The sequence below is a fragment of the Aminipila terrae genome, assembly GCF_010120715.1.
GTDB classification, from domain to species: Bacteria; Bacillota; Clostridia; order Peptostreptococcales; family Anaerovoracaceae; genus Aminipila; species Aminipila terrae.
Window position 1 is genome coordinate 471,893 of sequence record NZ_CP047591.1, and the last position, 26,724, is coordinate 498,616.

The 26,724-nt window shown below is 36.7% G+C and carries 24 protein-coding genes and 1 pseudogene; 12 read left to right on the plus strand and 13 right to left on the minus strand.

Annotation, left to right across the window (positions count from 1 at the left end; genetic code table 11):
• Window positions 1-45 precede the first annotated feature (45 nt).
• From mfd to murC, 5 genes are all read right to left on the minus strand, one after another.
• Window positions 46-3,471 (minus strand): transcription-repair coupling factor, encoded by a 3,426-nt coding sequence (gene mfd / locus Ami3637_RS02240; protein WP_162361134.1) that lies wholly within the window; start codon window positions 3,469-3,471, stop codon window positions 46-48.
• Window positions 3,464-4,054: an aminoacyl-tRNA hydrolase gene (gene pth / locus Ami3637_RS02245; RefSeq protein WP_162361135.1), complete on the minus strand. Its 591-nt coding sequence runs from the start codon at window positions 4,052-4,054 to the stop codon at window positions 3,464-3,466. Before pth ends, mfd begins: the two co-directional genes overlap by 8 nt.
• A 28-nt stretch (window positions 4,055-4,082) precedes the next feature.
• Window positions 4,083-5,033: a ribose-phosphate diphosphokinase gene (locus tag Ami3637_RS02250; RefSeq protein WP_162361136.1), complete on the minus strand. Its 951-nt coding sequence runs from the start codon at window positions 5,031-5,033 to the stop codon at window positions 4,083-4,085.
• Window positions 5,034-5,129: 96 nt separating this feature from the next.
• Complete coding sequence (locus Ami3637_RS02255; protein WP_162361137.1) at window positions 5,130-5,828, minus strand: DapH/DapD/GlmU-related protein; 699 nt, start codon at window positions 5,826-5,828, stop codon at window positions 5,130-5,132.
• A gap of 9 nt (window positions 5,829-5,837) precedes the next feature.
• Entirely contained in the window at window positions 5,838-7,226 is a 1,389-nt protein-coding gene (gene murC, locus Ami3637_RS02260) for a UDP-N-acetylmuramate--L-alanine ligase (RefSeq protein WP_162361138.1), read from the minus strand.
• Between the two features lie 176 nt (window positions 7,227-7,402).
• Between murC and purR the strand changes: the two genes are divergently transcribed.
• From purR to trxA, 4 genes are all read left to right on the plus strand, one after another.
• Window positions 7,403-8,212: a pur operon repressor gene (gene purR, locus Ami3637_RS02265; RefSeq protein ID WP_162361139.1), complete on the plus strand. Its 810-nt coding sequence runs from the start codon at window positions 7,403-7,405 to the stop codon at window positions 8,210-8,212.
• 128 nt (window positions 8,213-8,340) lie between these two features.
• Window positions 8,341-8,625 carry a septation regulator SpoVG gene (gene spoVG / locus Ami3637_RS02270; RefSeq protein WP_162361140.1) on the plus strand — a complete coding sequence of 95 codons (285 nt, stop codon included), beginning with the start codon at window positions 8,341-8,343 and terminating at the stop codon, window positions 8,623-8,625.
• Window positions 8,626-8,932: 307 nt separating this feature from the next.
• Complete coding sequence (locus Ami3637_RS02275; protein WP_162361141.1) at window positions 8,933-9,844, plus strand: NAD(P)/FAD-dependent oxidoreductase; 912 nt, start codon at window positions 8,933-8,935, stop codon at window positions 9,842-9,844.
• Between the two features lie 111 nt (window positions 9,845-9,955).
• A complete protein-coding gene (trxA, locus tag Ami3637_RS02280) occupies window positions 9,956-10,267 on the plus strand; it encodes a thioredoxin (RefSeq protein WP_162361142.1) in 312 nt (103 codons plus the stop codon).
• A 59-nt stretch (window positions 10,268-10,326) separates the two neighbouring features.
• Here the strand turns inward: trxA and Ami3637_RS02285 are convergent, their stop codons facing one another.
• The 4 genes from Ami3637_RS02285 to Ami3637_RS02295 form a co-directional block, all read right to left on the minus strand.
• Complete coding sequence (locus tag Ami3637_RS02285) at window positions 10,327-11,517, minus strand: coenzyme F420-0:L-glutamate ligase (protein WP_162363636.1); 1,191 nt, start codon at window positions 11,515-11,517, stop codon at window positions 10,327-10,329.
• Between the two features lie 48 nt (window positions 11,518-11,565).
• A complete protein-coding gene (locus Ami3637_RS02290; protein WP_162361143.1) occupies window positions 11,566-12,387 on the minus strand; it encodes a lytic transglycosylase domain-containing protein in 822 nt (273 codons plus the stop codon).
• A 111-nt stretch (window positions 12,388-12,498) separates the two neighbouring features.
• Window positions 12,499-12,825: a hypothetical protein gene (locus Ami3637_RS18145; RefSeq protein ID WP_330586782.1), complete on the minus strand. Its 327-nt coding sequence runs from the start codon at window positions 12,823-12,825 to the stop codon at window positions 12,499-12,501.
• 17 nt (window positions 12,826-12,842) lie between these two features.
• Window positions 12,843-13,856 (minus strand): NCS2 family permease, encoded by a 1,014-nt coding sequence (locus Ami3637_RS02295; RefSeq protein ID WP_330586783.1) that lies wholly within the window; start codon window positions 13,854-13,856, stop codon window positions 12,843-12,845.
• Between the two features lie 159 nt (window positions 13,857-14,015).
• Between Ami3637_RS02295 and Ami3637_RS02300 the strand changes: the two genes are divergently transcribed.
• The 4 genes from Ami3637_RS02300 (at window position 14,016) to Ami3637_RS02315 (ending at window position 19,390) form a co-directional block, all read left to right on the plus strand.
• The gene (locus Ami3637_RS02300; protein WP_162361144.1) at window positions 14,016-15,998 is read left to right on the plus strand and encodes an FtsW/RodA/SpoVE family cell cycle protein; all 1,983 of its coding nucleotides are present in this window, start codon (window positions 14,016-14,018) and stop codon (window positions 15,996-15,998) included.
• Window positions 15,995-17,368, plus strand: coding sequence for a penicillin-binding transpeptidase domain-containing protein (locus Ami3637_RS02305; protein WP_162361145.1), 1,374 nt, complete (start codon window positions 15,995-15,997; stop codon window positions 17,366-17,368). Before Ami3637_RS02300 ends, Ami3637_RS02305 begins: the two co-directional genes overlap by 4 nt.
• Window positions 17,369-17,448: 80 nt before the next feature.
• Window positions 17,449-18,084 carry a hypothetical protein gene (locus tag Ami3637_RS02310; RefSeq protein ID WP_162361146.1) on the plus strand — a complete coding sequence of 212 codons (636 nt, stop codon included), beginning with the start codon at window positions 17,449-17,451 and terminating at the stop codon, window positions 18,082-18,084.
• Between the two features lie 283 nt (window positions 18,085-18,367).
• A complete protein-coding gene (locus Ami3637_RS02315) occupies window positions 18,368-19,390 on the plus strand; it encodes a serine hydrolase domain-containing protein (protein WP_243158079.1) in 1,023 nt (340 codons plus the stop codon).
• A 123-nt stretch (window positions 19,391-19,513) separates the two neighbouring features.
• Here the strand turns inward: Ami3637_RS02315 and pyrE are convergent, their stop codons facing one another.
• From pyrE to Ami3637_RS02330, 3 genes are all read right to left on the minus strand, one after another.
• Window positions 19,514-20,200 carry an orotate phosphoribosyltransferase gene (gene pyrE / locus Ami3637_RS02320; protein ID WP_162361147.1) on the minus strand — a complete coding sequence of 229 codons (687 nt, stop codon included), beginning with the start codon at window positions 20,198-20,200 and terminating at the stop codon, window positions 19,514-19,516.
• Window positions 20,201-20,336: 136 nt separating this feature from the next.
• Window positions 20,337-21,239, minus strand: a complete 903-nt coding sequence (locus Ami3637_RS02325) for a DUF3298 and DUF4163 domain-containing protein (protein ID WP_162361148.1) — start codon at window positions 21,237-21,239, stop codon at window positions 20,337-20,339.
• Entirely contained in the window at window positions 21,229-21,744 is a 516-nt protein-coding gene (locus tag Ami3637_RS02330; protein ID WP_162361149.1) for an RNA polymerase sigma factor, read from the minus strand. Before Ami3637_RS02330 ends, Ami3637_RS02325 begins: the two co-directional genes overlap by 11 nt.
• 166 nt (window positions 21,745-21,910) lie before the next feature.
• On the opposite strand from Ami3637_RS02330, the gene Ami3637_RS02335 reads away from it, so the two are divergent.
• Window positions 21,911-22,249, plus strand: coding sequence for a hypothetical protein (locus Ami3637_RS02335; protein ID WP_162361150.1), 339 nt, complete (start codon window positions 21,911-21,913; stop codon window positions 22,247-22,249).
• Between the two features lie 54 nt (window positions 22,250-22,303).
• On the opposite strand, the gene Ami3637_RS02340 is transcribed toward Ami3637_RS02335, so the two are convergent.
• Window positions 22,304-22,966, minus strand: a complete 663-nt coding sequence (locus Ami3637_RS02340; RefSeq protein WP_162361151.1) for a peroxiredoxin — start codon at window positions 22,964-22,966, stop codon at window positions 22,304-22,306.
• A 217-nt stretch (window positions 22,967-23,183) separates the two neighbouring features.
• Here Ami3637_RS02340 and Ami3637_RS02345 point away from each other — a divergent pair, with 217 nt between their 5' ends.
• The 3 genes and pseudogenes from Ami3637_RS02345 (at window position 23,184) to Ami3637_RS02355 (ending at window position 26,682) form a co-directional block, all read left to right on the plus strand.
• The gene (locus tag Ami3637_RS02345) at window positions 23,184-23,681 is read left to right on the plus strand and encodes a PH domain-containing protein (RefSeq protein WP_162361152.1); all 498 of its coding nucleotides are present in this window, start codon (window positions 23,184-23,186) and stop codon (window positions 23,679-23,681) included.
• Between the two features lie 28 nt (window positions 23,682-23,709).
• The gene (locus Ami3637_RS02350; RefSeq protein ID WP_162361153.1) at window positions 23,710-25,128 is read left to right on the plus strand and encodes a PH domain-containing protein; all 1,419 of its coding nucleotides are present in this window, start codon (window positions 23,710-23,712) and stop codon (window positions 25,126-25,128) included.
• Window positions 25,129-25,315: 187 nt separating this feature from the next.
• Window positions 25,316-26,682, plus strand: a pseudogene (locus tag Ami3637_RS02355) (spore germination protein).
• Window positions 26,683-26,724 lie beyond the last annotated feature (42 nt).

The following is a 26,724-nucleotide window of genomic DNA, read 5'->3' on the forward strand; positions in this document are numbered from 1 at the left end:
AAGTGAAAACCTGGCTATAAATAATTTAAGCCAGGTTTTTTACTGTTATTCTTCTTTCATCACATCAAGTACTCTGATGGTCTCTTCAAGCTTATTGGTCTTTTCCATGGTATATCTCACCATGGGCTTCACTCCTCCATGAATAAAGATTCTCATGCCGAAACTTCTTGAAAGCCTTGCATAAGCCTGTGCCTTAAGGGGATTTTCCGGAGCAAAATCAAAAATAATCTTATTTCCATCCTCATGTATTCTCGTTATACATAATGCTTCAGCCATAGAGCGTATTCTTGAGACTTTTATTAAGTTTACCGTCTCCTTCGGAATTTCTCCAAATCTGTCTATCAATTCATCAATAATCTCTTCTTCGCCATCTACGCTATCAACAGCCGCAATCTTTTTATACATTTGCAGTTTAAGGACTTCATCTGCAATGTATCGATCTGGAATATAAGCTGTAACCTGAAGTTCAATAGATGCTTCTTCCCTGTCAGGATTTACAATTTCACCACCTAAGGCTCTTACAGCATCATCTACCAGTTTACAATAAAGTTCATAGCCAATCATCATCATATGCCCATGTTGTTCCATTCCTAAAAGGTTTCCTGCTCCTCTTATTTCCAGATCCCTCATAGCAACTTTAAATCCAGCACCAAATTCAGTAAACTCTTTAATAGCCCTCAGTCGTTTTTCTGCTACTTCTGACAGAACTTTATTTTTTTGGAACATCAGATATGCATAAGAAAGTCTGGTACTTCTTCCAACCCTTCCCCTTAACTGATATAGCTGTGCCAGGCCCAGCCTGTCAGCATCAAGCATGATGATGGTATTGGCATTTGGAATGTCTATTCCAGATTCTACAATAGTGGTAGCTACCAGCACATTACTTTCATTATTGATAAACCGAATCATAATATCTTCCAGCTCATGTTCATTCATCTGACCGTGAGCAACCTCTACTTTTGCATGGGCAACAAGCCTCTTAATCTGCGCTGCCACTTTGTTAATACCAAGCACTCTGTTAAATATCACATATACCTGTCCGTCTCTTGCCAGTTCCCTTTCAATGGCAGTTCTGATCAGTTCATCCTCCTGTTCCAGTACATAAGTCTGTACCGGGTACCTTTCTTCTGGAGGCTCCTCTATGAGGCTCATATCCTTTATACCAACTAAAGACATATGAAGAGTCCTTGGGATTGGCGTGGCAGACATAGTCAGAACATCAACGTTCTTTCTTAGTTGCTTTATAGCCTCTTTATGCTGAACCCCAAATCGTTGTTCTTCATCTATAACCAGCAGCCCTAAATTCTTAAACTGTACATCTTTAGAAAGCATTCTATGGGTACCAATAACTAAATCTACAGTACCTTTTTCTATCTGGGTTACAATCTCATCCTGCTGTCTGTCACTCCTGAATCTGCAAAGCATTTCAACTTTAAAAGGAAATTTTTCAAACCGGTCCTTCAGAGTCATATAATGCTGATTAGCCAATATGGTAGTAGGCACCAAAACAGCCGCCTGCTTTCCCTCTGCTACACATTTGAACAAAGCTCTTGCAGCCACTTCTGTTTTACCATATCCCACATCTCCACAAAGCAGTCTGTCCATGGCAATAGGCCGTTCCATATCAGATTTTATCTCACTGATGGCTCTTAACTGGTCTGAAGTCTCCTGATAAGGGAAACTATCCTCAAATTCCTTTTGCCATACCGTATCTTCCGAAAAGGCATACCCCTTCTCAATTTGCCTTGCTGCCGAAAGCTCCAACAGTTCTTTTGCCATATTAGCAATGGCTGCTTTTGCTTTTGCCTTGGTTTTTTTCCATTCACTGCCGGATAACTTATTTATCTTTGGTGTGGCACCATCTGCGCTGACGTACTTCTGAATTAAGTCCATCTGCTCTACAGGGACATAAAGCATATCTTCACCGGCATATTTTATTTTTAGATAATCCTTTTTTACATTTTGTACTACCAGCTGCTCTATACCAAGAAATTTACCAATTCCGTGGTTATCATGTACAACAAAATCCCCTTTATGCATATCAGAAAAGCTTTGTATAGCCTTTCCTTTAGGTTTACTTTTTTGACTTCTGGTTTTTCCCTGTTTCTGGTTTGTAAAAATATCTCCATCCCAGATATAACAAACCTTTTCTTCAGGAAATTCCATGCCACCTGTTATGCTGCCTTTTTTAAAGGTAATTTTTCCTGTTAATTCGTTTCGTTCTATAAATTCTGTCAGATTTTCAACTCGTTCATCCGTTGAACACACAATGGTTATCTGATAGTTTTCGTGAACATACCTTTTCAGTGCTTCTGCCAACAGGTCCATCCTGCCATTAAAAACAGGTCCCTGTTTACTTACAACATTATGGATTTCTGTAAGCTTTACATCACCTTTTATTCTCTTCTGAAAAGGGGTGAACAAATATACCAGAGGCTGTTCATATAATTTAAAGTAATCTTTTTCATCAGAAAAAGACTGGTAATCTTTTGGTATAACATAGCCAGTTTCAAGCAGCACTTCAAAATCCATTTTAAACTCTTTTATTCGCGTTTCCAGTGCCTCAATGACTCTGTCTGGATCATCAATCATAACTATCGAATTTTCCGGAAGATAATCCCACAAGTATACTGTTTCCTCGTAAAAATAGTGAATATAATTCTCTAATAACTGGATATTTGTATTATTTTCAACATATTCAAGCAATTCATTTTTTCTTTTCTCAAGTTGCTCAATTTTATGAATTTCTTCTTTACTTTTTTCCTGTTTATTATATAAGCGTTTTATATACGCAGAATATTCTTTATCAATTTTTCTGGCAGCTTTATCAAAAACCTCCTGATCATTCTGCAGGAGTTCAGCCGGAAAGATTTTTATGCTGTCTAAGTTCTTTGAGGCACGTTGGGTGTCTAAATCAAAACTTCTTATAGAATCAACTTCTATATCAAAAAGTTCTACTCTATAAGGATTTTCAGCATCTGCAGTAAAAACATCTATGATACTTCCCCTGACGCTGAATTGTCCTTTGGCATCAACCATCGGGACTCTTTCATATCCCATGGATACTAATTTTTGCTTGATTTCCTCCAGGTTTATTTCATCCCCAAGGTTTAAATTTATAATGTTGTTTTTAAAAAGATCAGCAGAAGCCATTTTTTTTAATGCAGCAGAAACCGGGGCCACAACAAAACAGTCTTCTCCCATAACCATTGCCTTTAAAATTTTCAAACGATCCAGAAGTTCATGATGTGTTTTTGCTTCATATCTAAGAAAAATTTCACCTGCATCAGGCATTACATAAACATTTTTATGCCCAAAAAAAGACAGGTCTTCCCCCAGTCGTTTTGCTTTGATTGCAGAAGAGGTAACTACTAACGTAGGTCCCACATTTTTCCCTGCAATATTAGCACCGACAGGCGCTACCCGTCCCTCTGATATTCCGGATATATTTATGATTTTATTATCATTCATTACCCTTTTCTTCTCCTACAGCTCCTTTTGTATTGTATTCATTCATCGCCTTATCTATGCCAAATTGCAAGAAACATTCTATGGCATCAGCTGTATGAACAACTGCCCTTTCAAAAACTTCTTTTTCCCCTTTTGAAAAACCACCAACAACAAAATCTTTTAAATCTGCATTTTTACTATTGCCCATGCCGATTCTTATTCTCGGAAACTGATCTGACTGTATATCATACACTACAGATCTCATACCATTATGTGTACCTGCACTTCCTTTTTTCCGAATTCGTACACTTCCTGCTGGTATATCAATATCATCATAGATAACCAGCAGATTTTCTATATTAACTTTGTAATATTCCATCACTTCACGCACAGAATTACCACTTAAATTCATATAAGTCTGTGGTTTGACCAATAAAACTTTTTGGCCGGAGATGTTTCCTTCTCCGACCAAAGCTTTATGTTTTATTTTTGTAATTTTAATTCCATGCCTGTCAGCCAGATAATCCAAGGTGATAAACCCAATATTGTGTCTTGTATTTTCATATTTCTTTCCCGGATTTCCAAGTCCAACAATCACATACATATTTTATATTTTCCTTTTACTTTTATAATTAATCAAAAAGCTTGCTGATTGAGTCATTTGTAAATATTCTCATCATAGCTTCAGCGAATAGCGGTGCTACAGAAAGTACTTTTATTTTATCTATTACTTTTTCTTCAGGAATAGGTGTAGTATTTAGAAGAACAAGTTCTTTAATAGCAGAATCGGCGATTCTTTCAATGGCTGGGCCAGAAAGAATTGGATGTGTTGCACATGCATATACTTCTTTTGCCCCAAGCCCTTTTAAAGCATTAGCAGCATTGGTAATAGTACCGGCTGTGTCAATCATGTCATCCACAAGAATGGCAGTTTTTCCGTCAATATCACCAATAATATTCATAATTTCTGACTTGTTTGGTTCCGGTCTCCTCTTATCAACGATAGCAATGGGAGCATTTAAAGGCTGTGCCATATTTCTTGCTCTTGTAACGCTGCCGTGGTCCGGAGATACGATAACCAAATCCTCAAGATTTTTTTCCTGAAAGTACTTAACTAATATTGGCATTCCCACTAAATGGTCTACTGGAATATTAAAATATCCCTGAATCTGTGCTGCATGTAAATCCATAGTCACAACTCTGTCAGCTCCTGCTGCAACAAGAAGATCCGCTACCAGTTTTGCTGTAATCGGGTCTCTCGCCTTTGCTTTTCTGTCCTGACGAGCATAACCATAATAAGGAATAACTGCATTAATTCTGCCTGCTGACGCTCTTTTCATTGCATCAATCATAATTAAGACTTCCATCAGGCTGTTATTCACAGGATTGCAAGTCGGCTGAACAATGTATGTGTCAATGCCTCTTACTGTTTCCCAGAGATTTACTGATATTTCTCCATCACTAAAGGTACTCACTGTGGCCTTGCCTAATGGTTTTCCCATTATTTTGGCAATCTCCTCAGCCAATGCCGGGTGTGAATTACCCGTAAAAATCTTAAAATCTGAAAATGCTCCGCTCTTCATTTGTTTTCTACACCTCTTTCTGTTTATTCAATAGCTTCTTTGTAATAATGTCCAATTTCTAAATAAAACCAAACTTCATTTTCTTCATAATTAATATTATTTATTTTTATTTAATAACCCTCTGCGTTCTACCCAGCCTTCAATTATTTTATCTTTAGCACGAGCCACATATAGTGACCCTTTTGGAACATTTTTTGTCACTGTACTTCCTGCTGCTACATAAGAGCCTTCTTCAACTGTCACTGGTGAAATAATATTTGTATTACAACCAATAAAAGCACCATCTCCAATCACAGAGCGATGTTTGTTCTTTCCATCATAATTTACAAATACAACCCCGCATCCCAGATTCACATCTTTTCCTACATCCGAATCACCAATATAAGTCAGATGAGAAGCCTTTGCTCCATCTCCCATGCTGGAATTTTTAACTTCAACAAAATCTCCCACCTTGCAATGACTTCCAATAGTACTGTTTGGTCTGAGATAGGCAAAGGGACCGATTTTAGTGTCACTCCCCACTGAACTTTCAGTGATAACTGAGCTCTGAATATTCGTACGGTCGCCTATGGTTGAATCCTCAATTCTGGTGTTCTGCCCAATAACGCAGTCAGTTCCGATTATAACTCTTCCCTCCATTGTAACACAAGGATAAATTACAGTCCCTGCTCCGATTTTCACCTCGGATCCTATGTAGGCAGTTTTTATATCAATAAACTTTACTCCGTTTTCCAAATGTTTTTTATTAATTTCCAGTCTTTCCTTTTCCAAATCAAGACATTCTTCAATAGTCATAATCTTACATTATCTCCTTCTGTCTTTTTCTAAAATAATTTCTGCTACTTTATAAATGTCTCCTGCTCCCATTGTAATGACTAAATCACCACTCTGGGCATTATTAATTACAAAATTGGCTATTTCATCAAAATCGCTGAAGTAATAAACATCTTTTGTAGGATTTGCTCTTTTTATCTCATTTACCAGCTCTTTTGAGCTTATTTTATATACATTTTTCTCTCTGGCAGCATAAATTTCTGCCACTACTATCTTGTCCGCTTTATCAAAGGATTCAGCAAATTCATCAAATAAGGCCAGTGTCCTTGTATACGTATGCGGCTGGAATAAACACCATAAATCTTTATGAGGTATATTTTGTGCTGCAGCTAATGTAGCTTTAATCTCTGTTGGATGATGTGCATAATCATCAACAATCTGTACATTGTCCGAAGTAATGCCGATAATGTCAAATCTGCGCTGGGTACCAGAATAACTTTCTAATGTAGATACAATATCTTCAATTTCTACCCCAAGTGAATGACAGCACGCAAAAGAAGCCAGTGCATTCAGAATATTGTGCTCTCCTGGTATAGATAATTGTATGGTACATAACCTGTTCCCGTTGTGGTTCACATAGAATTGTGGCATTCCGAAGGAATTAAAAGTTATATCAGTAACATAATAAGTGCAGTTTTCATTGTATCCAAAGGTTACTGCATTGGGTAAGTCTTTTATAATACCATTCACGAAAGGATTTGCCTCATAGGCGACAATCATCCCCTCTTCCCCTACGAGATCCGCAAACTTTTTAAAAGAACTGACGATATGGTCTATATCTTTAAAGTAATCTAAATGGTCGGAATCTATGTTAAGAATAATCTCAATTTTAGGTCTTAGATTTAAGAAACTATCCATGTATTCACAAGCTTCTGTTATGAAAAATTCGCTTTTTCCAACTTTCACGTTTCCATTAATTTCAGACAGATTCCCCCCTACCAGAATGGTAGGATCCTTCTGTGCTTTCTCCAGAATCAATGAAATCATTGATGTTGTAGTTGTCTTACCATGAGTTCCGGAAACAGCAATACTGTTTTTATACTCAGACATCAAAACACCCAATATAGTGGCTCTGGTTACAGCCGGAATATTTAACTCAGCAGCTCTTATCATTTCAGGATTATCCTGAGTAACTGCCGAAGAATATATGATTAAATCAGCCCCATCAACATTTTTTTCTCTTTGCCCCAAAAAAATATGGGCACCCTTTGCTATCAGTCTATCTGTTATTTCACTTTCTTTCATATCAGATCCTGAAACAGTATACCCTCTATCCAGTAAGATCTCAGCAATAGCACTAAGTCCTATGCCTCCGATTCCTATACAGTGTATATGATTATAATCGGATAAATTTATCACAGTTTATGCCTCCAAAATATATATTTAATGTTAAACAGGCCCTAATAAACCCATCATGGTTCATTATACCATAAATTGTGCAAAAAAATCCCACATTTTATTAAAATATTATTTGATTTTATTAGTTTATGGTATAATAGAAAATATGTATACTTTAATATATTAGGAGGGAATTCATGAAAAGAGCTGAACGTGTTGCAGCTATCATAAAAATTTTATCTGAAACCCCAAACAAATCATATAGTCTGAATTACTTTTGTAAACTGTTTGGAGCGGCAAAATCCAGTATAAGCGAAGATTTGCAAACTGCAAGGCAGACACTTCAGTCCGTAAACCTGGGAATTATACAAACTACCTCCGGAGCTGGAGGCGGAGTAAAATATATACCTTATATATCTGACCAAGACTGTGCACTTCTTCAGGAAGAATTATGTGAAAAACTCAGAGACAGCAGCAGAATTTTAGGAGGGGGTTTTTTATACACCTCTGATATTATGTTTGATTCCAATGTAGCCAGACAGGTTGCAACGGTTTTTGCCAGAAAATTTCAGGATTATAAGGCAGAATATGTTGCAACTATCGAAACAAAAGGCATTCCCATTGCTACCATGACTGCACATATGCTAAATGTTCCTATGATTGTTATCCGGCGTGAAAGTAAAATATCTGAAGGCTCTACTCTAAGTATAAATTATTTTTCCGGCTCCTCTGACAGGGTGCAAAAAATGTCTGTATCCAAACGAGCTGTGGTTCCTGGTTCAAAAGTCTTAATTATTGATGATTTTATGCGGGCAGGAGGCAGTGTAAAAGGAATTAAAGACATCTTAGGAGAATTTGATATGGAAATTGTAGGCACGGGAATAGTCATCGCTTCCACCGAACCTGATAAAAAGAAAATACAGGATTATTGTACATTACTGTATCTTGGAAAAGTGGACGAAAACACTAAGGAAATTGAGGTCTACAGTAATTGTCAGATTTTTTAAAAAATACTTATTTTTTAGTCAAAACCCCTTGTATTTTTTTGGTTGTTATTGTATAATACTGGCAAATATCTATTTTATTAAAAATGCGCAGCAGATTGTTTTGTGGCATGAAAGGATGGTGACCAGATTTGAATATTACTGATGTAAGGGTTCGTAAGGTTAATGACGATGGAAAGATGAAGGCTGTTGTTTCTGTTACCTTTGATGATGAATTTGTAGTACACGACATAAAAATCATTGAAGGCCAAAACGGATTATTTATTGCAATGCCTAGTCGAAAGATGGGTGAGGGGGACTTTAGGGATATTGCTCATCCACTTATCTCAGAAACCAGAAATAAAATTAAAGACGCAATCTTTGCCGAATATGAAAAAGTTCTGGAAGAAAAAGTTGACGTTGCACCTGTAGAGTAATCCTTCAGGGCAGGTTACATAGGTATTATACAATTTTAGATCTATCGATAGAGGAGCATTTTACAATTGTCTCCTCTTTTTCTTTTATTCATTAAACGATGCTTCCTGTATGATTTATATATTACGGTTATGGCAATTAATTTTAAATTATAAATTCTTATCCCATTACTGAATATTATGGATTGTTTTTAAGAAAATAATATTATAGTTGAGTTTTTTTATTTATTTATAGTTTAATATGGTTATAAATTTTATTTTTCCGGGTAGATATGATATTAGTTTTAAAATAGAAAGGTTTAGGCGGGTTATGAAAAGTATAATAATTATAGGCAATGGGCCTGCAGGTATTTCGGCAGCATTATATACTGTCAGAGCCGGAATTAACACAACTGTTATAGGAAGCGGACTTGGCTCTTTAGGTAAAGCTGATAAAATCGAAAACTATTATGGGTTTGAGTATCCCGTATCAGGTACCAGATTAGTAGAAAACGGTATTACCCAGGCCAAGAGACTGGGAGCAAAGATTATTAAAGAAGAAGTAGTTGCAATCAGCAGTATTAATCTAAATCCAGATTCTTCAGCAATAAGCAATGGATTTTCTGTCAGAACAGACAAACACGAGTATTTATCAGATGCTGTTATTCTAGCCACAGGAACGTCCCGTACCTCTCCTCCAATCAAGGGTTTGCAGGAACTGGAGGGAAAAGGAATCAGCTATTGTGCCATATGTGATGCCTTTTTTTACAAAGGTAAAAATGTGGCCGTCCTAGGCAGTGGCGAATATGCTTTAAATGAGGCAAAAGAACTTCTTCCCGTTGTAAATTCTGTAACGGTGCTCACCAATGGTACAGAACCTGCTGTAAACTTTCCAAAAGAAGTTAAAATTGAAAAGCAGGCTGTTGCCAGTTTCAATCCGGGACCTTCCAACCCATTACTTGGTGGAATTGGGTCACTGGAATCTGTAACTCTGAATGGTGAAGATAAAATTAAATTAGACGGTGTCTTTGTAGCTTATGGCACTGCAGGAAGTACCGCTTTAGCCAAAAAAATAGGAGCTTTCACGGAGGGGAACAAAATTATTGTAAACTCTGACATGTCCACTAATGTTCCAGGTTTATACGCTGCAGGAGATTGCATTGGCGGCCTTTTACAAATATCTAAAGCTGTAAGTGACGGTGCCATTGCTGGGACTTCTGCCATAAAATTTCTTCGTAAATAACTTCAATTTAGTGATAAAGTCACGGAATATGGGTATAAAAAGTATTATAATGGCAACATAAACTAACACATTTTGATTATTTAAAATATAAGATAAGAAGGAGAAAAAAGTATGTCAGTATTAACAGTAACAAAAGATAATTTTCAAGCAGAAGTTATGGAATCGGATAAACCAGTATTAATTGATTTCTGGGCATCCTGGTGTGGTCCATGTAAAATGGTGTCACCTATTGTAGATGAGATTGCAAAAGAAGTATCAACCGCAAAGATCTGCAAAGTAAATATTGATGAACAGCCAGAACTTGCCAGTGCTTTCAATGTAATGAGTATTCCTACTCTGGCAGTAATAAAAGAAGGTAAAGTTGTAAATGTGGCAGTAGGTGCCCGTCCAAAACAAGATATTGTTTCAATGTTAAATGATTAAGCCTGTTTTTTACGGCAGTAATAAAAAACAGAAGCCCGAAGCTTCTGTTTTTTATTTTTTTATTTTGTATAATTATCAAAATATCCCTGGATATAAACAATTGGCGTACCTTTATCCCCACTTCCTGAAGTAAGATCACATAGAGAGCCAATTAAGTCCGTTAATCTCCTTGGTGTTGTTCCCTGTGCCACCATTGAGCCGCTCAAATCACTGTCTTTATTCTTTATAAATTCTGAAATGGCATTTTTAAGAGCTTCTCCACTTAAGTCAGCAAAGTCATTATCTGCCAGATACTTGATTTTTACTTCATTTGGAGTCCCTTCAAGACCATCTGTATACCCTGGGGAAACCACTGGGTCTGCAAGCTCCCATATTTTACCTACCGGATCTTTAAATGCACCATCCCCATAAACCATTACCTCAATAGTCTTTCCTGTTTTTTCCCTGATTTCATTTTGAATGCTTTTCACAAATTCAGTGCAATCACATGGAAACAGCTTCACCGTGTCTTCCGTTGCTTTATTGGATCCAAGTAAACCATATTTTGTGTTGAATCCACTTCCTGATACGCTTTCATTCATCAGGTCATCCAAGCCTAATACCACATCTGCACCTGCATCTTTTAATCTTCTCTTGCTTCTTTCTCTTGTATGAATATCACAGGTTAAAACATTTTTGGTATAGTCCAGAATTGTTTTTGGATTGTTTGAGAAAATAATTTCTGCCTCTGCGCCTTCTTCTTCAATAAGCTGCTTGTAATAATTTACATAGTCCATCCCTGTAAAAGTATGTTTTGATTTTCCAAAAAGATTTTCAAACTGTTCCTGACTTAATACATCAGTATATGGATTAATGTTTTTTTCATCCAGTAAATCAATATCTACCAGATGATTTCCTACTTCATCGCTAGGATAGCTAAGCATCAATACAATTTTTTTAACTCCCTTTGCAATGCCCTTTAAACAAACAGAAAATCTGTTTCTGCTTAAAATGGGAAATATAACTCCTATAGTCTCTCCACCAAGTTTTTCTTTAACATCTTCTGCAATTTGAGATACCGTTGCATAATTCCCCTGGGCTCTTGCTACTACAGCTTCTGTAACAGCCAGAATATCTTTATCCCTGATTTCAAAATTATCACTTTCAGCAGCTCCAAGCAGTACCTCAACTACAATTTTTTTCAAATCATCTCCCTGTCTGATAATCGGTGCTCTTAATCCTCTGGAGACTGTACCAACTCTTCTTTCCATCAATGATGTCCTCTCTTTAACCGTATTTTTTATGTCTGTATCTATCATTTACAAATTTTTTAATGAATTTATCAGCTGACCGGCACTTATATCATAATTATTATTGTCGTCGCTGTCTTCATCCCAGGATGCAAATAACTCCTGCATGTCAAGCTGATGTCGTAATATCTGCAATCTGGCTGCCAGATATGCCTTATCCGTACCCATTTCGGAAAACGATTGGGTCCCTGATAAAAGTCCGTCTGTTTCATTATTTGAATCAGAAGAAGTACGGGTAATCTGATCAGGCAGTTTTATATCTTCTCCCATATACCCATAAATCTTTTTTATATAATTCTGGGTCTCTGCGAATGGGGGTACGCCACCATATTTAGCCACGTTTCCCGAGCCTGCATTGTATGCAGCCAGTGCCAAAGTAATATCCCCATTGTATGCTTTCAGCTTTTGGGAGATATAATTTGCTCCCCCCATAATATTTTGTTCCGGATCATATGCATCAACTACCCCTAACGCTTTAGCGGTGCCTGGCATTAACTGCATGATGCCCATTGCTCCACACTTTGATACGGCATTGGGATTAAAGCCTGATTCTGCTTTTGCCACTGCTTTTAATAATTCCACCGGAACATCATAAGTTTCTGCTGCTTTTGTAAATATATCATCTAATTTAGTATCAGAAGTTGTATTATATTTATAATCAGACGAATTTACAGCATTTGAAAGCAATCCATTTCTTTGATTGTCTGAAACGATTTTTTTCAAAGTCTGTTCAAAATCACTTCCTGTCTTGTCAGGCACAGCGAAAGGCACTGTTCCCTGATTTATTCCATCAAGATATTGATTTTTTAAATTAACTCTATCAATACTCATACCAAGCTCCTATCATTGCTTATAAATATCATATACTTTATTGTACCACATTTTCTAAATATCTCCAAATAAAAATAAAGAACTGACTTAAAGCAGTTCTTTATAGTAAGCTTAAAAAATCATTGTAATAATTCTTAAGATAAACAATGCGCTGCTTATCCACATGACAGCTGGTATTGTCCTGGCTTTACCCTGACATATTTTCATAACTGCCCAACTTAAAATACCAAACATAATACCATTTGCAATAGAGTAAGTGAAAGGCATCATGATAATCGCAATAAAGCCTCCAATAGAATCAGCCGGATCCCCATCAAAGCTCATTTTTTTGATAGAATTCATCATGAGCCAGCCTACAAACATTAAAGCCGGAGCTGTTGCAAACCCTGGTATTGCTATAAATACTGGAGAAAAGAACAAAGCAATGATAAAAAACACAGCAGTGGTAACAGAAGTTAAGCCTGTTCTTCCCCCTGTCCTACTCCAGCACAGCTCTCCATATAAGCCGTAACCGTGGAAGTGCCCAGACAAGCCCCTGCAACTGTTCCAACAGCATCTGCCATTAATGCTCTGCTGGCTTTAGGCAGTTTTCCTTCTTCATCTAAAAGATTTGCTTTATCTGCAATGCCAATCAGGCCACCAACCGTATCAAAGAGTTCCACAAATAAAAATGAAAAAACTATTACAGCAAACTGCATAAAGTTCTTTGTAATGAAACTAAAATCAAAGGCAAAAATCGCCGGCTTTGCCGGAATAAAACTTGTCCCTTTAAAATCTGGAAAAACAGAAAAATGTCCCACGTCAGGATTAACTGTATACCACCCAATATGCTGGGCAATCATACCTAATCCCCAAGTAGCCAGTATTCCCCATAATATGGGACAAATAACTTTATAGTGGTGCAACACACATATAATCAGAAAACCGGAAAAAGCCAAGGCAAATGGTGCAGAAGGAACAGACCCAAGATCTACCAGAGTAGAGCTGCTGGATATTACTATTCCTGCATTGCTTAGCCCAATTAAAGTTATAAATAGACCAATTCCAACTGTGATACCATATTTCAGGTTTTTAGGTACATCGTTTATGAGTTTTTCTCTGAATTTACAGAGTGTCAATAATATAAATACTATTCCTTCTACAAATACAGCTGCTAAAGCAATCTTCCATGGATCATTAATTCCCTGCTCTGCCAAAGGTATGCAAACAGAGTAAGTAAAATACGCATTCAGACCCATGCCCGATGCCAGTGCCACAGGATAATTCGTAAAAAATGCCATTATCAATGTGCCTATTGCTGCAGAAATAGCTGTAGCAGTAAAAACTCCGCTGCTACTCATACCAGCATCCGCCAGCATACTGGGATTGACTGCCAAAATATACGCCATAGACAGAAATGTGGTAACTCCTGCAGTGATTTCTGTTTTTATATCTGTATTATTTTCCTTTAATTTAAAAAACTTTTCCATCTTATTCCTTTCCCGTCAGATTCTCATAATAAATAAACACTATTACCGATTTTGCATGAAATAATTAAATTTGTCAATACAATAACCTGCCTTCCTATGTTATACTATTAAATTAGTATATTATTACGTACAACAGGAGGTAATAAGTTGTCCGAATTTATGAATAATATTGGTGAGATTTTTTCAGATTTTATGTCCCGCTCCATTGAAATAATGCACTACTCCTTTCAATGGATTTCGGAAAATCCCACAACAGTTGCAGACTGGTATGGAGGATTGGTAAGGTGGATTTTTCCTGTCCTAGCAATGGGTATCCTTTTGTCTGTACTTCATGACATGCTCAGAGTAAAAAACCCAGAAGAAACCTGGGGTTATCTGGTATCCCCTGAGCTTGGCAAATTTCCTATTCATCACTGGGAATGTACAGTAGGCCGTGCCCGTCACTGTGATGTGGTCATTAATTTCCCCACTATTTCCAGAACCCAGTGCTCCCTTATACGTGATGATGATGGGGATTGGAAAGTCTACAGTCTGTCAGAAAAGAATCCAACCCTTTGCAATGGACATCAGGTAAAGGATTATACTTCAGTAAAGCCTGGGGAAACTATCATGTTTGGTGGTGTCATTCTTACTTTAGAGCCAGTTTCAGAAACAGAACATGAGAAACAGCAGCAAAACAGACTGGCGCAAAGCCGTCCCGCTCCTCCCTGGAGTTCTTTTGCCATGTTGACGCTTTTTCAGATATTAACCATATTCCAGTTAGTAATAACACGGCCAGATTATGCAAATATCATCATTTTATGCTATGGGATTCTGTTAGGTTCTATGTGGGCTTATGTCATGTTCTCAAAAATAGCCAAACGAACGGGTTTCGAACCAGAGATTCTGGCATTCTTTGCATGCACACTAAACCTTGCGGTCACAGCATCTTCTGCTCCGGGCGCTCTCTTAAAGCAGACTTTTACCATCTTGTTAGGTATCGCTGTGTTTTTAGGATTAGGATGGTATCTAAGAGATTTAAAAAGAGCAGTCAAGGCAAGATATTTCATGGCTCTTGCTACCATAGGCCTTCTTTTAATTAACCTAGTATTTGGTTCTGTTATACATGGGGCTCAGAACTGGATTTCCATAGCTGGAATATCCATTCAGCCATCTGAACTTGCAAAAGTATGCTTTATTTTTGCTGGTTCAGCAACTCTGGACAGACTCTTTGTAAAAAGGAATGTATGGGGTTTTATGTTACTGTCAGGTTTTTGCTTACTTGCTCTAGCGATCATGAGTGATTTCGGAACTGCTGCAATTTTCTTTGTGGTGTTCCTTGTAATAGCATTTTTACGTTCTGGAGATTTTGCCACTTTGTCATTGATTTGTGGTGGTGCTGTGGCAGGTGGAGGTTTAGTCCTGAGATTTAAGCCTTACATTGCTTCCCGTTTCTCGGTCTGGGGCCATGCCTGGCAGAATGCAACTGGTTCTGGATATCAACAGGTTCGCACCATGTCCGCTGCTGCCAGTGGTGGTCTGATTGGTGTGGGAGCAGGTAATGGCTGGCTTCATAACATTGCTGCAGCAAATACGGACCTGGTTTTTGGCATGTTGTGTGAAGAATGGGGTCTTATCATAGCTCTGTTAGCCGTTGCCAGTATAGTAACTTTATCCATATTCGCTTTTAGAGTTACTAAAACAGGCCGTTCTGCTTTTTATACTACAGCTGCTTGTGCCGCCACCTCTCTTCTGGTATTCCAGACAATATTAAATGTATTTGGCTCGGTGGATTTATTGCCCCTGACTGGGGTTACCTTTCCCTTTATTTCCTGCGGGGGTTCCAGCATGATTAGTTCGTGGGGATTACTGGCATTTTTAAAGGCCGCTGATACCAGGCAGAATGCAAGTTTCGCTGTTAGAAGTCTTCCTAATCTGGGTGAAGATGTGACTCATTCCCAGAATACATATACTGAAGCATGTAATGAAAGCAAACAAAAACCATATAAAAAACAAACTAGTGAAGATACAATTGACTCCTTTTTAAAACAATTTGATAATATTGATTCTGAACAAAAGAATTATGATATGAAACAAAATCAAATCAATGACTTTTTAAGCCAGTTTGATCAGCTTGATGATAATGAGGAGGTAAAGAAATGAAAAAAATAACCTCTCGGACTATAGTATGCTTTTTCCTTGCTCTGGTTTTAGTTGCCGGTACAGGAGTATTTACCTTTAAATTTTTTATGGAAGGTGATACCTGGTCTGCTTTTTCAGCAAATCGCCATTTATATACCAATAACGTTTTAAATACTGGCAGAGTACTGGATGAAACAGGCAAAGTTCTGGCTGATTATGACGATTCTGATAATAAGTGGCATTATGCAGACAACATATATGTTCGTAAAGCTACACTTCATGCAGTTGGTGACTCAACAGGAATGATAGGAACAGGTGCGTTAACCCGCTTTGCTGATAAATTAACCGGCTATAATATCATTACTGGTGCAAAACCAATTTTTTCCAACGGCAGAGACTTATATCTGACCTTAAATGCTGATGTATGCCAGGCAGCATTTAAAGCACTGAATGGGCACAAAGGTACGGTTGGTGTGTATAATTACAAGACTGGAGAAATCATATGTATGGTAAGTGCCCCCACCTATGATCCTGCCTCACCACCTACTATCAAAGACGGAGACGAAAATTATGAGGGAGTCTATATGAACCGGCTGCTCTCTGCAACTTTTATCCCTGGCTCCACCTTTAAATTAATTACAGCTACAGCTGCACTAGAAAAACTGGATGGAATAGAAAGCAGAAAGTTCCACTGCAGTGGAAAGACTACCATTGACGGCCAGCTTATTACATGCCCCAGTGCACATGGAGATCTGACTATGGAACAGGCTCTTGCGGTATCCTGCAATTGTGTTTTTGGTCAACTGGCCACTGAAATTGGCAGCGACCAGTTAAATGAATATGTAAAAAAAGCCGGGCTCACTGAAAGTATGTCTATAAATGGCATTCAAACTGCAAAATCTACCTTTGATTTTGCTGCTGACGATAAAGGCAGCCTTGCATGGTCTGGCATCGGTCAAGGCAAAGACCTTGTAAATCCGTGTGCACTAATGGTTTATTCAGGAGCCATTGCCAACGGAGGTTCTGCTGCAAAGCCACAGATTATCTCACACACTGCTCTGAAAAAAGGAGTTCGGACCAGCTTATATTTAAGGCATTCCACTGGAGAACTAATTAATGAGGATACCGCATCGAAACTGGCCTCAATGATGAGAAATAATGTTATCAGTAATTATGGTCAGAGCAATTTCCCTGGCCTTAGTATAGGGGCCAAATCAGGAACAGCACAAAGTGATAATTCTGATTCTGATAATGCCTGGTTTACAGGTTTTCTTCAGGATGAAGATCACCCCTATGCTTTTGTGGTTTTAGTTGAAGGCGGTGGAAGCGGCAGCAAGGTTGCCGGAAAAGTTGCCAACACGGCATTGCAGGCAGCCGTTAAAGCCCAATAGATAAATCTTAATTAATTGACTGTTCTGCCGATATATGAATCAACAAGGATGTTACTATAAAAGAAAGGGAGTGTTCTTAAATGATTCAATCGGCAAGCAGCAAGGTCATATCCGACATAAAAGATTTAAAAAAGAGTACCATGCAAAAAAGTACTCAGCCTGCTGGTACGGTTTCCAATGGGACTGCAGAAAACGTTCTGGTACCAAAAAAAACAGATTCTTATGTGAAAGCTTCTGACTATACCAGTCTGGATCAGATTACCTATTCAAAACCTAAGAAAGATTACTCCAGTGAAGTAAATGCTTTACTGGAAGACCACGCCAGACAAATGGAGGATTTTAAAAATAATATCCTCTCCATGATTTCCAAACAGGGTGAAAAATCCAATGCAATTATTTTTGGTCTTGATTTAACTGTCAGCAACGATGAAATAGAGACTGCAAAACAGTCCGTTTCCAGTGATGGTGAATGGGGTGTAGATGCAGTTGCTGGAAGAATCATGGATATGGCGTATTCCCTTGCAGGAGGGGATAAATCAAAGCTGGAACTTTTAAAAAATGCTGTTAAGGATGGTTTTAAAGCTGCAGGTTTTAATCCCGATCATCGTGAAGACTCTCAAATGCCAGAAATTACAGGCCAGACTTATGATGAAATAATGAAGAGATTTGACGATTGGGAAAATGGCACTGATTCCAGTGCAGAAACAAAAGAATAACCCTTTATACATCCTGAATAGTGTGTGTTTTTACCATAAAAAATTGCTCCTGAGATTGGAGCAGTTTTTTTTATTTTAGGCTATGTTTTAAGATAAATGTTGAAAATTGATATTTTCTGAATAGTTGGGTATAAATTAGGGAAGCAATTTATATATAACTATGATAAATATTTAAACAATTATTATATTCTGTTGTATAATTTAGTACAGTCGCAATTGTAAAATAAAGAGAACTGGTTAACAGTGATTATATTAAATATGGGCAAGTTATTGGAGGATGTCAATGATGAATATGAATATTAATTTAAATGAATACTTTAAAAAACAGAAAAGATTTAGTGGAAATGTATTGTTATCAAAAAATAATGAAATTATATTTAATGAATCATATGGATATTCAAATAAGGAAAAAGGAATAAAAAATACACCTCAAACAAAATTCATGATTGGCTCTATGACAAAGGCAATAACTGCATTATGTATTATGCAGCTATCAGAAAAAGGTATGCTTTCAACACAACAGAATGTTGAAGATTATATTCCAGACTTCTACAAGGGCCGTGGAATTACAATTCATCATCTTCTGACTCATACTTCTGGGATACAGAACTACACAATGCTAAAAAAACAAATAAAATGGGGAGAACGTTATACACCCCAAGAAATACTGAAAATTGTAAAAGAGTATAAATTGAAATTCCCTGCTGGTGAAAAATGGTCCTACAGCAATACTAATTATCTTATTCTTGGCTTGATAATTGAAATGGTTTCTGGAATGGATTATCACCAATATGTTAAAAATTATATATTTATTCCTGCTGAAATGAATCATTCAGGTTTTATTGATGAAGAACAAAAAAATGTAGCCAATAATTATATTAAGGGTGAAAAAGGGTTCTATATGGACCCATTAATGTTCTTTGCTTGTGGTGATATTGTATCAACTGTTGGTGATTTTTATTTGCTTGATAGAGCAATTCAGGATGGTAAACTATTGAAAATCCAAACAGTAAAGGAAATGCAAAAGCCTCACTATGACGGCAAATATGTAAAATATGGATATGGATTGTTTGTAAAAAACCATTTTGATTGTAAAAGTATATGCCATGGTGGGTCAATCCCAAATGGTTACACTTCTCATTTTGAGAAATATATGGATGACCATATTACCATTGTTGTATTAAGCAATGATTTAGTAAACTACCAATTCTTATCAGTGAAAGGGGCTGGTGGTACATATATAAGTAGAGAGATTGCTTCATTAATTTATGGTAAAAAGTTAGGTACTTTAAAGAAGATATTCTAAAAGAGATTCTTAATTTAGGTAGTTACTGCACATCTTTTATAAAATGTGAATTAAGGGAAGCTTAAAATGACTTCCCTTAAAAATTATCATATTATCAACACTGCTATTAAACATAGCATAATTTTAAAGCACACAATACTGAGACAAGTACTCTTCCATTCTTTCTTTCATGGCATCATCTATAATGATTTTTCCATCAATGGTATTGTTGTGCATAGTATCTATTATTTCTCTTACGGTTACAAGAGGATAAGTTTTAATGCCGAATTCCTCTTCAATTTCCTGGATAGCAGTCTTCTGCCCCTGTCCTCTTTCCATACGATCTACAGAAATAATCAGGCCTTCTACTTTTACTGATGCCGCTGCCATAAGCTGTGGCAAGGTTTCTCTGACAGCAGTTCCAGCAGTAATAACGTCCTCAACCATTAAAACAGAGTCCCCATCCTGAAGCTTATACCCTACCATTTTGCCGCCTTCGCCGTGGTCTTTCTCCTCTTTCCTGTTAAAGCAGTAATTAATGTCTCTGTCAAAGTCCCTGGACATGGCAATGGCAGTAGCCACCGAAATAGGTATTCCCTTATAGGCTGGTCCAAATAATGCTGCAATATCTTCACTTATATTACCGTTTTTTATATTTTCTGCAATACAGCTGGCGTAAAAATGTCCCAGCTTATCTGCCTGTGCACCAGTTTTATAATTTCCAGTATTAACAAAATAAGGTGTTTTTCGCCCACTTTTCGTGGTAAAATCACCAAAGGTTAATACTCCCGATTTCACCATGAATTCAATAAATTGTTTCTTATAGCTCATGTCCATCTCCTTAAATATTTCTAATAGTTTAATTTAAATAGGTATTTTTATTATTATACCAAAAAAAGGGCCATTGCGACACAGTAAATTAAGTACAATTTATACTGTGGGCTTAGCCCTTAAATTCAGACTTATCTTATTTTTTTATTTCAAATTCCTGTATACCCATATAGCCTGGGGCGATTTCATATTTGTTAAATACAATCACAGGATTACCCTTTTTATTTACATAAAACTGCTGATTTTCTTTAATAGTCTTAAAGGCATCCTGTTCCATACCTTCACAGTTATCCCAATAAGTATTATCCGGATTTTTTGAACGCTCTGCAATCTGCTCTTTTATCTGTTTGTTTGCGATTTCTTTATAATCATTGCCCAGCAAATCTTTTAGAGTAAGGGGCTGACCAGTTGTTAAATCATAATTATAATAAAACATATCAAAGTATGCGCTTGCTAAAGTTTCCGTTTTATATACAGAAAATGACAGGATTTTATCATTAAGGCACATAACATCATAGTCAACACTTATTTCCTGCTGCATGTAATCCTCTTCCTTGCCGCCGGTTTCTAAAAATGCCTTTTTATTTTCTTCCATTATTACTTTTGTGTCATTTACTGCTGCAGTAACCTGCTTATGCACCAGTTCATTAATCCTTTGCTGAAGTTCTTTATCCTTGAGACCTTCAATTCCAGGAATTTTCATATCTGCCACATAAGAATCTGTTTCTTCATGAACCTGCTCTATAGTAAATACTTTTGCCAGACTTCCCAAAACCGGAATATCGGAAACTGTATCTGCAAAGGCTTTATTTGTGTTTACACCTAATCCAAAAGACCCTATTACTATAACTAACGCCGCTGCAACACTTCCAATTCTTTTTTTCATCTTTTTACCCCTTTTTATTTTTTCTGCTTTTTCCTGTAATAATTCTGTCTCAGCCTGATTAATTGTATTCCATACGATTTGCTGCAATTGGTCAGGAATTTCCACATCTTCATAACCTTTTTTTAATTCCAAAACTTTTTCCTCATTCAGCATCTCCAGAATCCCCCTCTCTCATTTGAAATTTCAATGATCGCAGACCCCTATAAAGCCTGCTTTTCACAGAGTTAATATTTTCTTCAAGCACTCCTGCTATTTCTGCCAGTTTCATGTCTTCGAAATAGCGCAACACAATAACTGTTTTGGTTTCAGTATCAAGTTCTTCCAGTGCTTTATGTAAAACCATATGCTCAGCTTTACTAGACAAGCTGTCCACAGCTTGGTCCGGAATATCTTCTGGTGGGACTGTAACAATACGATTGCTTCTTCTCAACTCATCCAGACAGGTGTTTACCAATATTTTATAAAACCAGGATTTTACATTGCTCTGATCTTCAATTTTTTCATAAGCCTTTATTGCCTTATAAATTGATTCCTGAACCATATCAAGTGCTGTATCCTGACTTTTTACATAACTGTAGGCCAGCCGATAGATACTGTTCTGATTTTTTTCAATAAATTCAATTAAGGCTGCATAAATTTCATTTTCTAATGTCGACATTCTTTTCTCCGCCTCCTTACACTAATATAACGGAATAGCTCAATAAAAAGTTTCAATAATTTAGAATTTATTTCTTATTATCTGATAAAAAATAGTCTTTTGAGCACCCTGCCTTTTACCAATGCATATATTAAATCAAAAAATGATTTAGAAATGAGGTTTTTGTATGTCACAAAGCATTGAAAGTCCTAAAATGCAGATTGCCAGAATCAGAAGTAATCTGAAATCCAAAACAGACATAATTAAAAATTCTAACACAAATTTTCAATACATAAACGAATTTTTTCATTCGCAAGTGGGACGCTATGTGCAGATTGACTGCTTTGTCGGGTCGGATGAAATCCTTTCAAAGTATGGGTACCTTGTGGGAGTAGGATCAGACTACATCCTGTTGCAAGATATTGAATTCAATCAAATTATTTCAATAGACTTGTGGAGTATAAAATTCATGTATGTTTATTATGATGTTGAAAAATTAGACCAGTCCATGTTTCTCTTAAAATAGGATAAAAAATGAGGAAGCATTTATTAAAAAATGCTTCCTCATTTTTTAGTTAGGTTATTCGTTCCCTTCGCCACTCCCCTGCTTTTTATAACACCAGTACCAGTCATTACAAATCAGCCCTAATGCTTCTGCATTATTTTTTCGTTCTTCTAATTCTGCGTATGTATTTGGAGGCGGAACTAAAACAGGGTTGCCAGGTTTCCAGTTAGCCGGAGTCAGTACTTTTTCTGCATCGGTAGTCTGAATAGCTGTCACCAGCCTGAATATTTCGGGGATATTTCTGCCATTTGTCAAGGGATAGGTTAATATTGCCCTGATTTTTTGATCTGGATCAATGATAAACACACTTCTCACAGTTGTCTGTGTGCTTACATCCGGAGCAATCATGCCGTATTCACGGGCAATATCTCCAATACGGTCCACCACTATTGGAAACGGTATTTGAATACCTGATATCTCATATATAGAGTTAACCCATGCAAGATGTGATGGATTACTGTCTATGCTCAATCCCAGAAGTTCTGTATTTATTTGTTTAAACTGATCATATGCCTGAGCGAATGCAACAAACTCCGAAGTACATACTGGGGTAAAATCCCCGGGATGACTAAAAAAAACAAGCCACTTTCCCTTATAATCAGACAGGCTTAAAGGTCCAAAAGTAGAATTAGCAGTAAAATCAGGTGCAGTCATACCAAGAGTCAGATTATCAGCCATTATAAAATCTATAGCCTCCTTAATATATAAAAGTAATAACCACTTATACTTTAATATGCACGCCTGCTCCAGGCTATTACATAAAAAGTATAAAAACCTGTTCATTTCATTTATTAATTTTTTATTATATACTCCTCCAAAATGTTTTTTTACTGTTAAGTTATGGTATACTGTCTAAGGCTTATCAGCTAAATATCAAACAAAAGGTGAATTAATTATGGAATCAGATTACAAATTTTTAAACAAAAAGGCCAAAAGCTGTATGAGACTTTCATCCTTTATTGGAATTACAATATTTCTTTTCATACTGGGAGTTGTCAGAGCAGTTCTTCATTTCCGAAATGTAATGCTTCCCGACTGGGTAGATTTTGTATTTGCATTCATTATCCTGCTCTGCATATTAGAGATTATTTTTGCACCCACCATCCGATATAAACGATATAAATACTATATCGATGAAGAAAAGATGATTGTTATAGAAGGGCTCTGGTTTATTACTAAGACTATTGCTCCCATAGAACGTGTTCATCAGATTGCCATTGAAAGAGGGCCTGTTGATCGTTTATATGGTCTTAGTAAAGTGGTGGCAACCACTGCCGGTGGCAATGTTACCATCAGTTTTTTAGAAGATAAGATTGCCGGGGAAATTGCGGAAAGCCTTGGAATCAGGATTGGTACTATCGTAAAAGCACAAAGGAGTGATAAAAATGCCTAAAGTCAGATGTCACTTCATTTCTGTGATTATGAATACTTTTAAAGCCATCTGGTATATTATAGCTATGTTTGTTTTCCAGTTTTTAGATGCATTAAAGGATATAAAAATGCAGTCCATTCCTTCAAAATCTGTTTTATTCGGGCTTATTATCTTTTTTGTGGTTATTATGTTTTTTTTCACTTTTAATTTATTAAAATGGTGGAAGACTAAAATATACATTGAAGGAGATACTTTTATTCTGGAAAGAAATCAACTTTCACAAAGTAAAACTACGGTGAAACTTTCCAGTATTTCCACAGTAAATTTACAGCAGAATATCTTTGAGAAAATATTTGACGTTTATACCCTTCAATTAGATATAAATTCTTCTGTTACAGCCAATAAAACTGACTTTAATTTAGTTTTTGATGATAAAACTGCTTTTGCTTTCAGAGACTACATACTTGCATCTTTGGACAAGGAAAATTCTCACGGAAATTTAGATTCAGAACAACATTCAGTTAATACAATGAATCAGAAATCAGAGACCAAACCAATCATCAGTTTCGGCTTTAAGGACGTAATGAGGCATTGTGTTTTAAGCTTTTCCTTTTTAGGGGGCATTTATGCTACAGCCATTGTTATTGTTGCAATAGGGGCGTTTTATACATCAAATGAAAAAATGCATCATGTCATCATGCCTGCGATTTTTTCCCTGCTTATTGCAGTTGTACCTTTTATTTATAAAAGTGTTACAGCGTTCCTGTTATATCATAATTTTGTACTGGAGAAAAACGGTGATAAGCTGATTGTGTCCTATGGACTATTTACAAGAAAACAGTTTACCTTACCATTAGATAAAACTAATGCTTTAATAATTAAGCAGCCTTTCCAGGCAAGATTTTTTAATCTTTGTTATGGAGAAATTATTAATGTAGGCATGGGAGATGCCGGAGAGAATCAGTCCCCTATTTTCTGCCTTCTGGTAAAATACGAGACTCTACAGTCTGTAATCAGGCAAATTGCACCCCAATTTGTTATGGAAGGAAAAGAACAAAAATCTCCAAAACCAGCCATCGTTCCAGTTTTAACAAAATGGGCACTATGGGGGATTTTATTTCTTGCAGGGTTTATTATTTTTTATAAATGGTGGATTGGACTTATTATTTTAATCTTTTTCATAATATGTGGAATCCTTTCACATGCCACAAAAGGATTAAACATAGATGAAAACAAATTGTCCATAACCACAGGTGTATTTGATAAAAGAACCATAACAACTGCCTACAGTAAACTTCAGAATGCTACTGCAAAATACGGTCCTATCAGCCGTCGTTTAGGTATAGCTCATGGAAGTGTATCTATTTTGTCTTCTTCAGCAAATCAGATCAATGATATTGGTTACTTTCCCAAGGAACAATTTGATATCATTTCCCAGCAGATAATATCTCACGACAGCATTAACTAAAGAATGAATTCCCTCCTTGGGTTTTATGAATTTATTTTGTAAAAAAAGGCATACTATTCATAAACAGGAGGGATTTTTTATGCAGGTAAATAATTTTTGGGCAGAGACTTTGAAAAGCGCCCTGCCAGTTGGAGAAAGCTTTGATATTCTCGCAAGAGAAATTCAGATTGGAGACAAAAACGCTGTTATGTTTTTTGTAGATGGTCTTGTAACAAATCAGCTGATGCCTGTTGTTATGTCTTATTTACTCAAAGTTGATTCCAATAACACCAGAAACGTTACAGATTCTAAAGAATTTATAAAAATAAACTTACCTTACCTGAGTACATCCACAGAATCAAAAGTTGAAAACATTTTAAAAGCTGTTTTTTCAGGCTTAGTAGCCATAGCTGTTGAGGGTTTAATGAGGTTATCATTATTGATGTCAGATCCTATCCAAACAGAAGTGTTGAGGAACCTACCAAGGAAAAAAGCCTCAGAGGTGCTAAAGATGGTTTTACAGAAGCTTTTATGACAAATATCGCTTTAATCCGGAGAAGAATACGTGACCCAAAGCTTATTTTTAAATCCCATACCATAGGAAATTCAACCAAAACAGATGTAAGCCTTGTATATCTCAAAGGAAAGGCAGATGAGGCTTTGGTCCAGAAAATTTCTGATAAGTTGAATTCTATTTCCATAGAAGCCATATCTGTAGCAGATCAGACTATTGCAGAGCATATTGTACAGGATCCTAGCAACAAAAGTTTCCTTGGATGGTTAAATCCCTATCCCAAAGTCAGATATACCCAGCGGCCAGATGTTGCTGCAGCGCATATTTCAGAAGGAAAAATTGCAATAATTGTTGATACCAGTCCAACTGTTATATTGCTTCCTACAGGCATATTTGATTTTTTACAGGATGTAGATGATTATTATTTTCCAGCTTTTACTGGTAACTATTTTCGTTTATTAAGAACCATTAATTTTGTAGGAATTATATTTATTACGCCCCTCTATCTGTTATTCGCACAGCAATATTTACCTGTTTATAGTGGTTTACAATTTTTTATCCCTCAGGGTCAATTTGCCATATCTTTGTTCTGGCAGTTTATATTGCTGGAGTTTGCTATAGATGGTTTAAAACTGGCTTCGCTAAATACGCCCGATTCCCTGGGAATGTCCTTATCGGTAATAGGAGCTTTAATATTAGGTCAGTTTTCAGTCTCTTCAGGCTGGTTTATCCCTCAGACCATTTTATGCATGGCCGTAGTGGCACTTGCCAGTTTCACACAGCCCAGCATCGAACTGGGATATGCTATAAAATATATGCGCATCCTCATACTTGTTGGCATTCAGATTGGAGCACGTCTTGGTGAAACATCTGTAGCCATGGATTTATTGGGCCATAACGCTATTTCTATTTGTGCAATATCCGGAGCTTTAATTGCAACTGCAGTGGATTTTATATCCATTGCCGCTACGAAAACCCTTGCTGGTACATCTTATCTGTACCCACTTATGCCTTTCAACGGTAATGCTATGAAGCATCTGCTGTTCCGTACAAAAGCATAAATCTATTTATAGCAAAAGAACCAGAACATATATTGGCCTGTA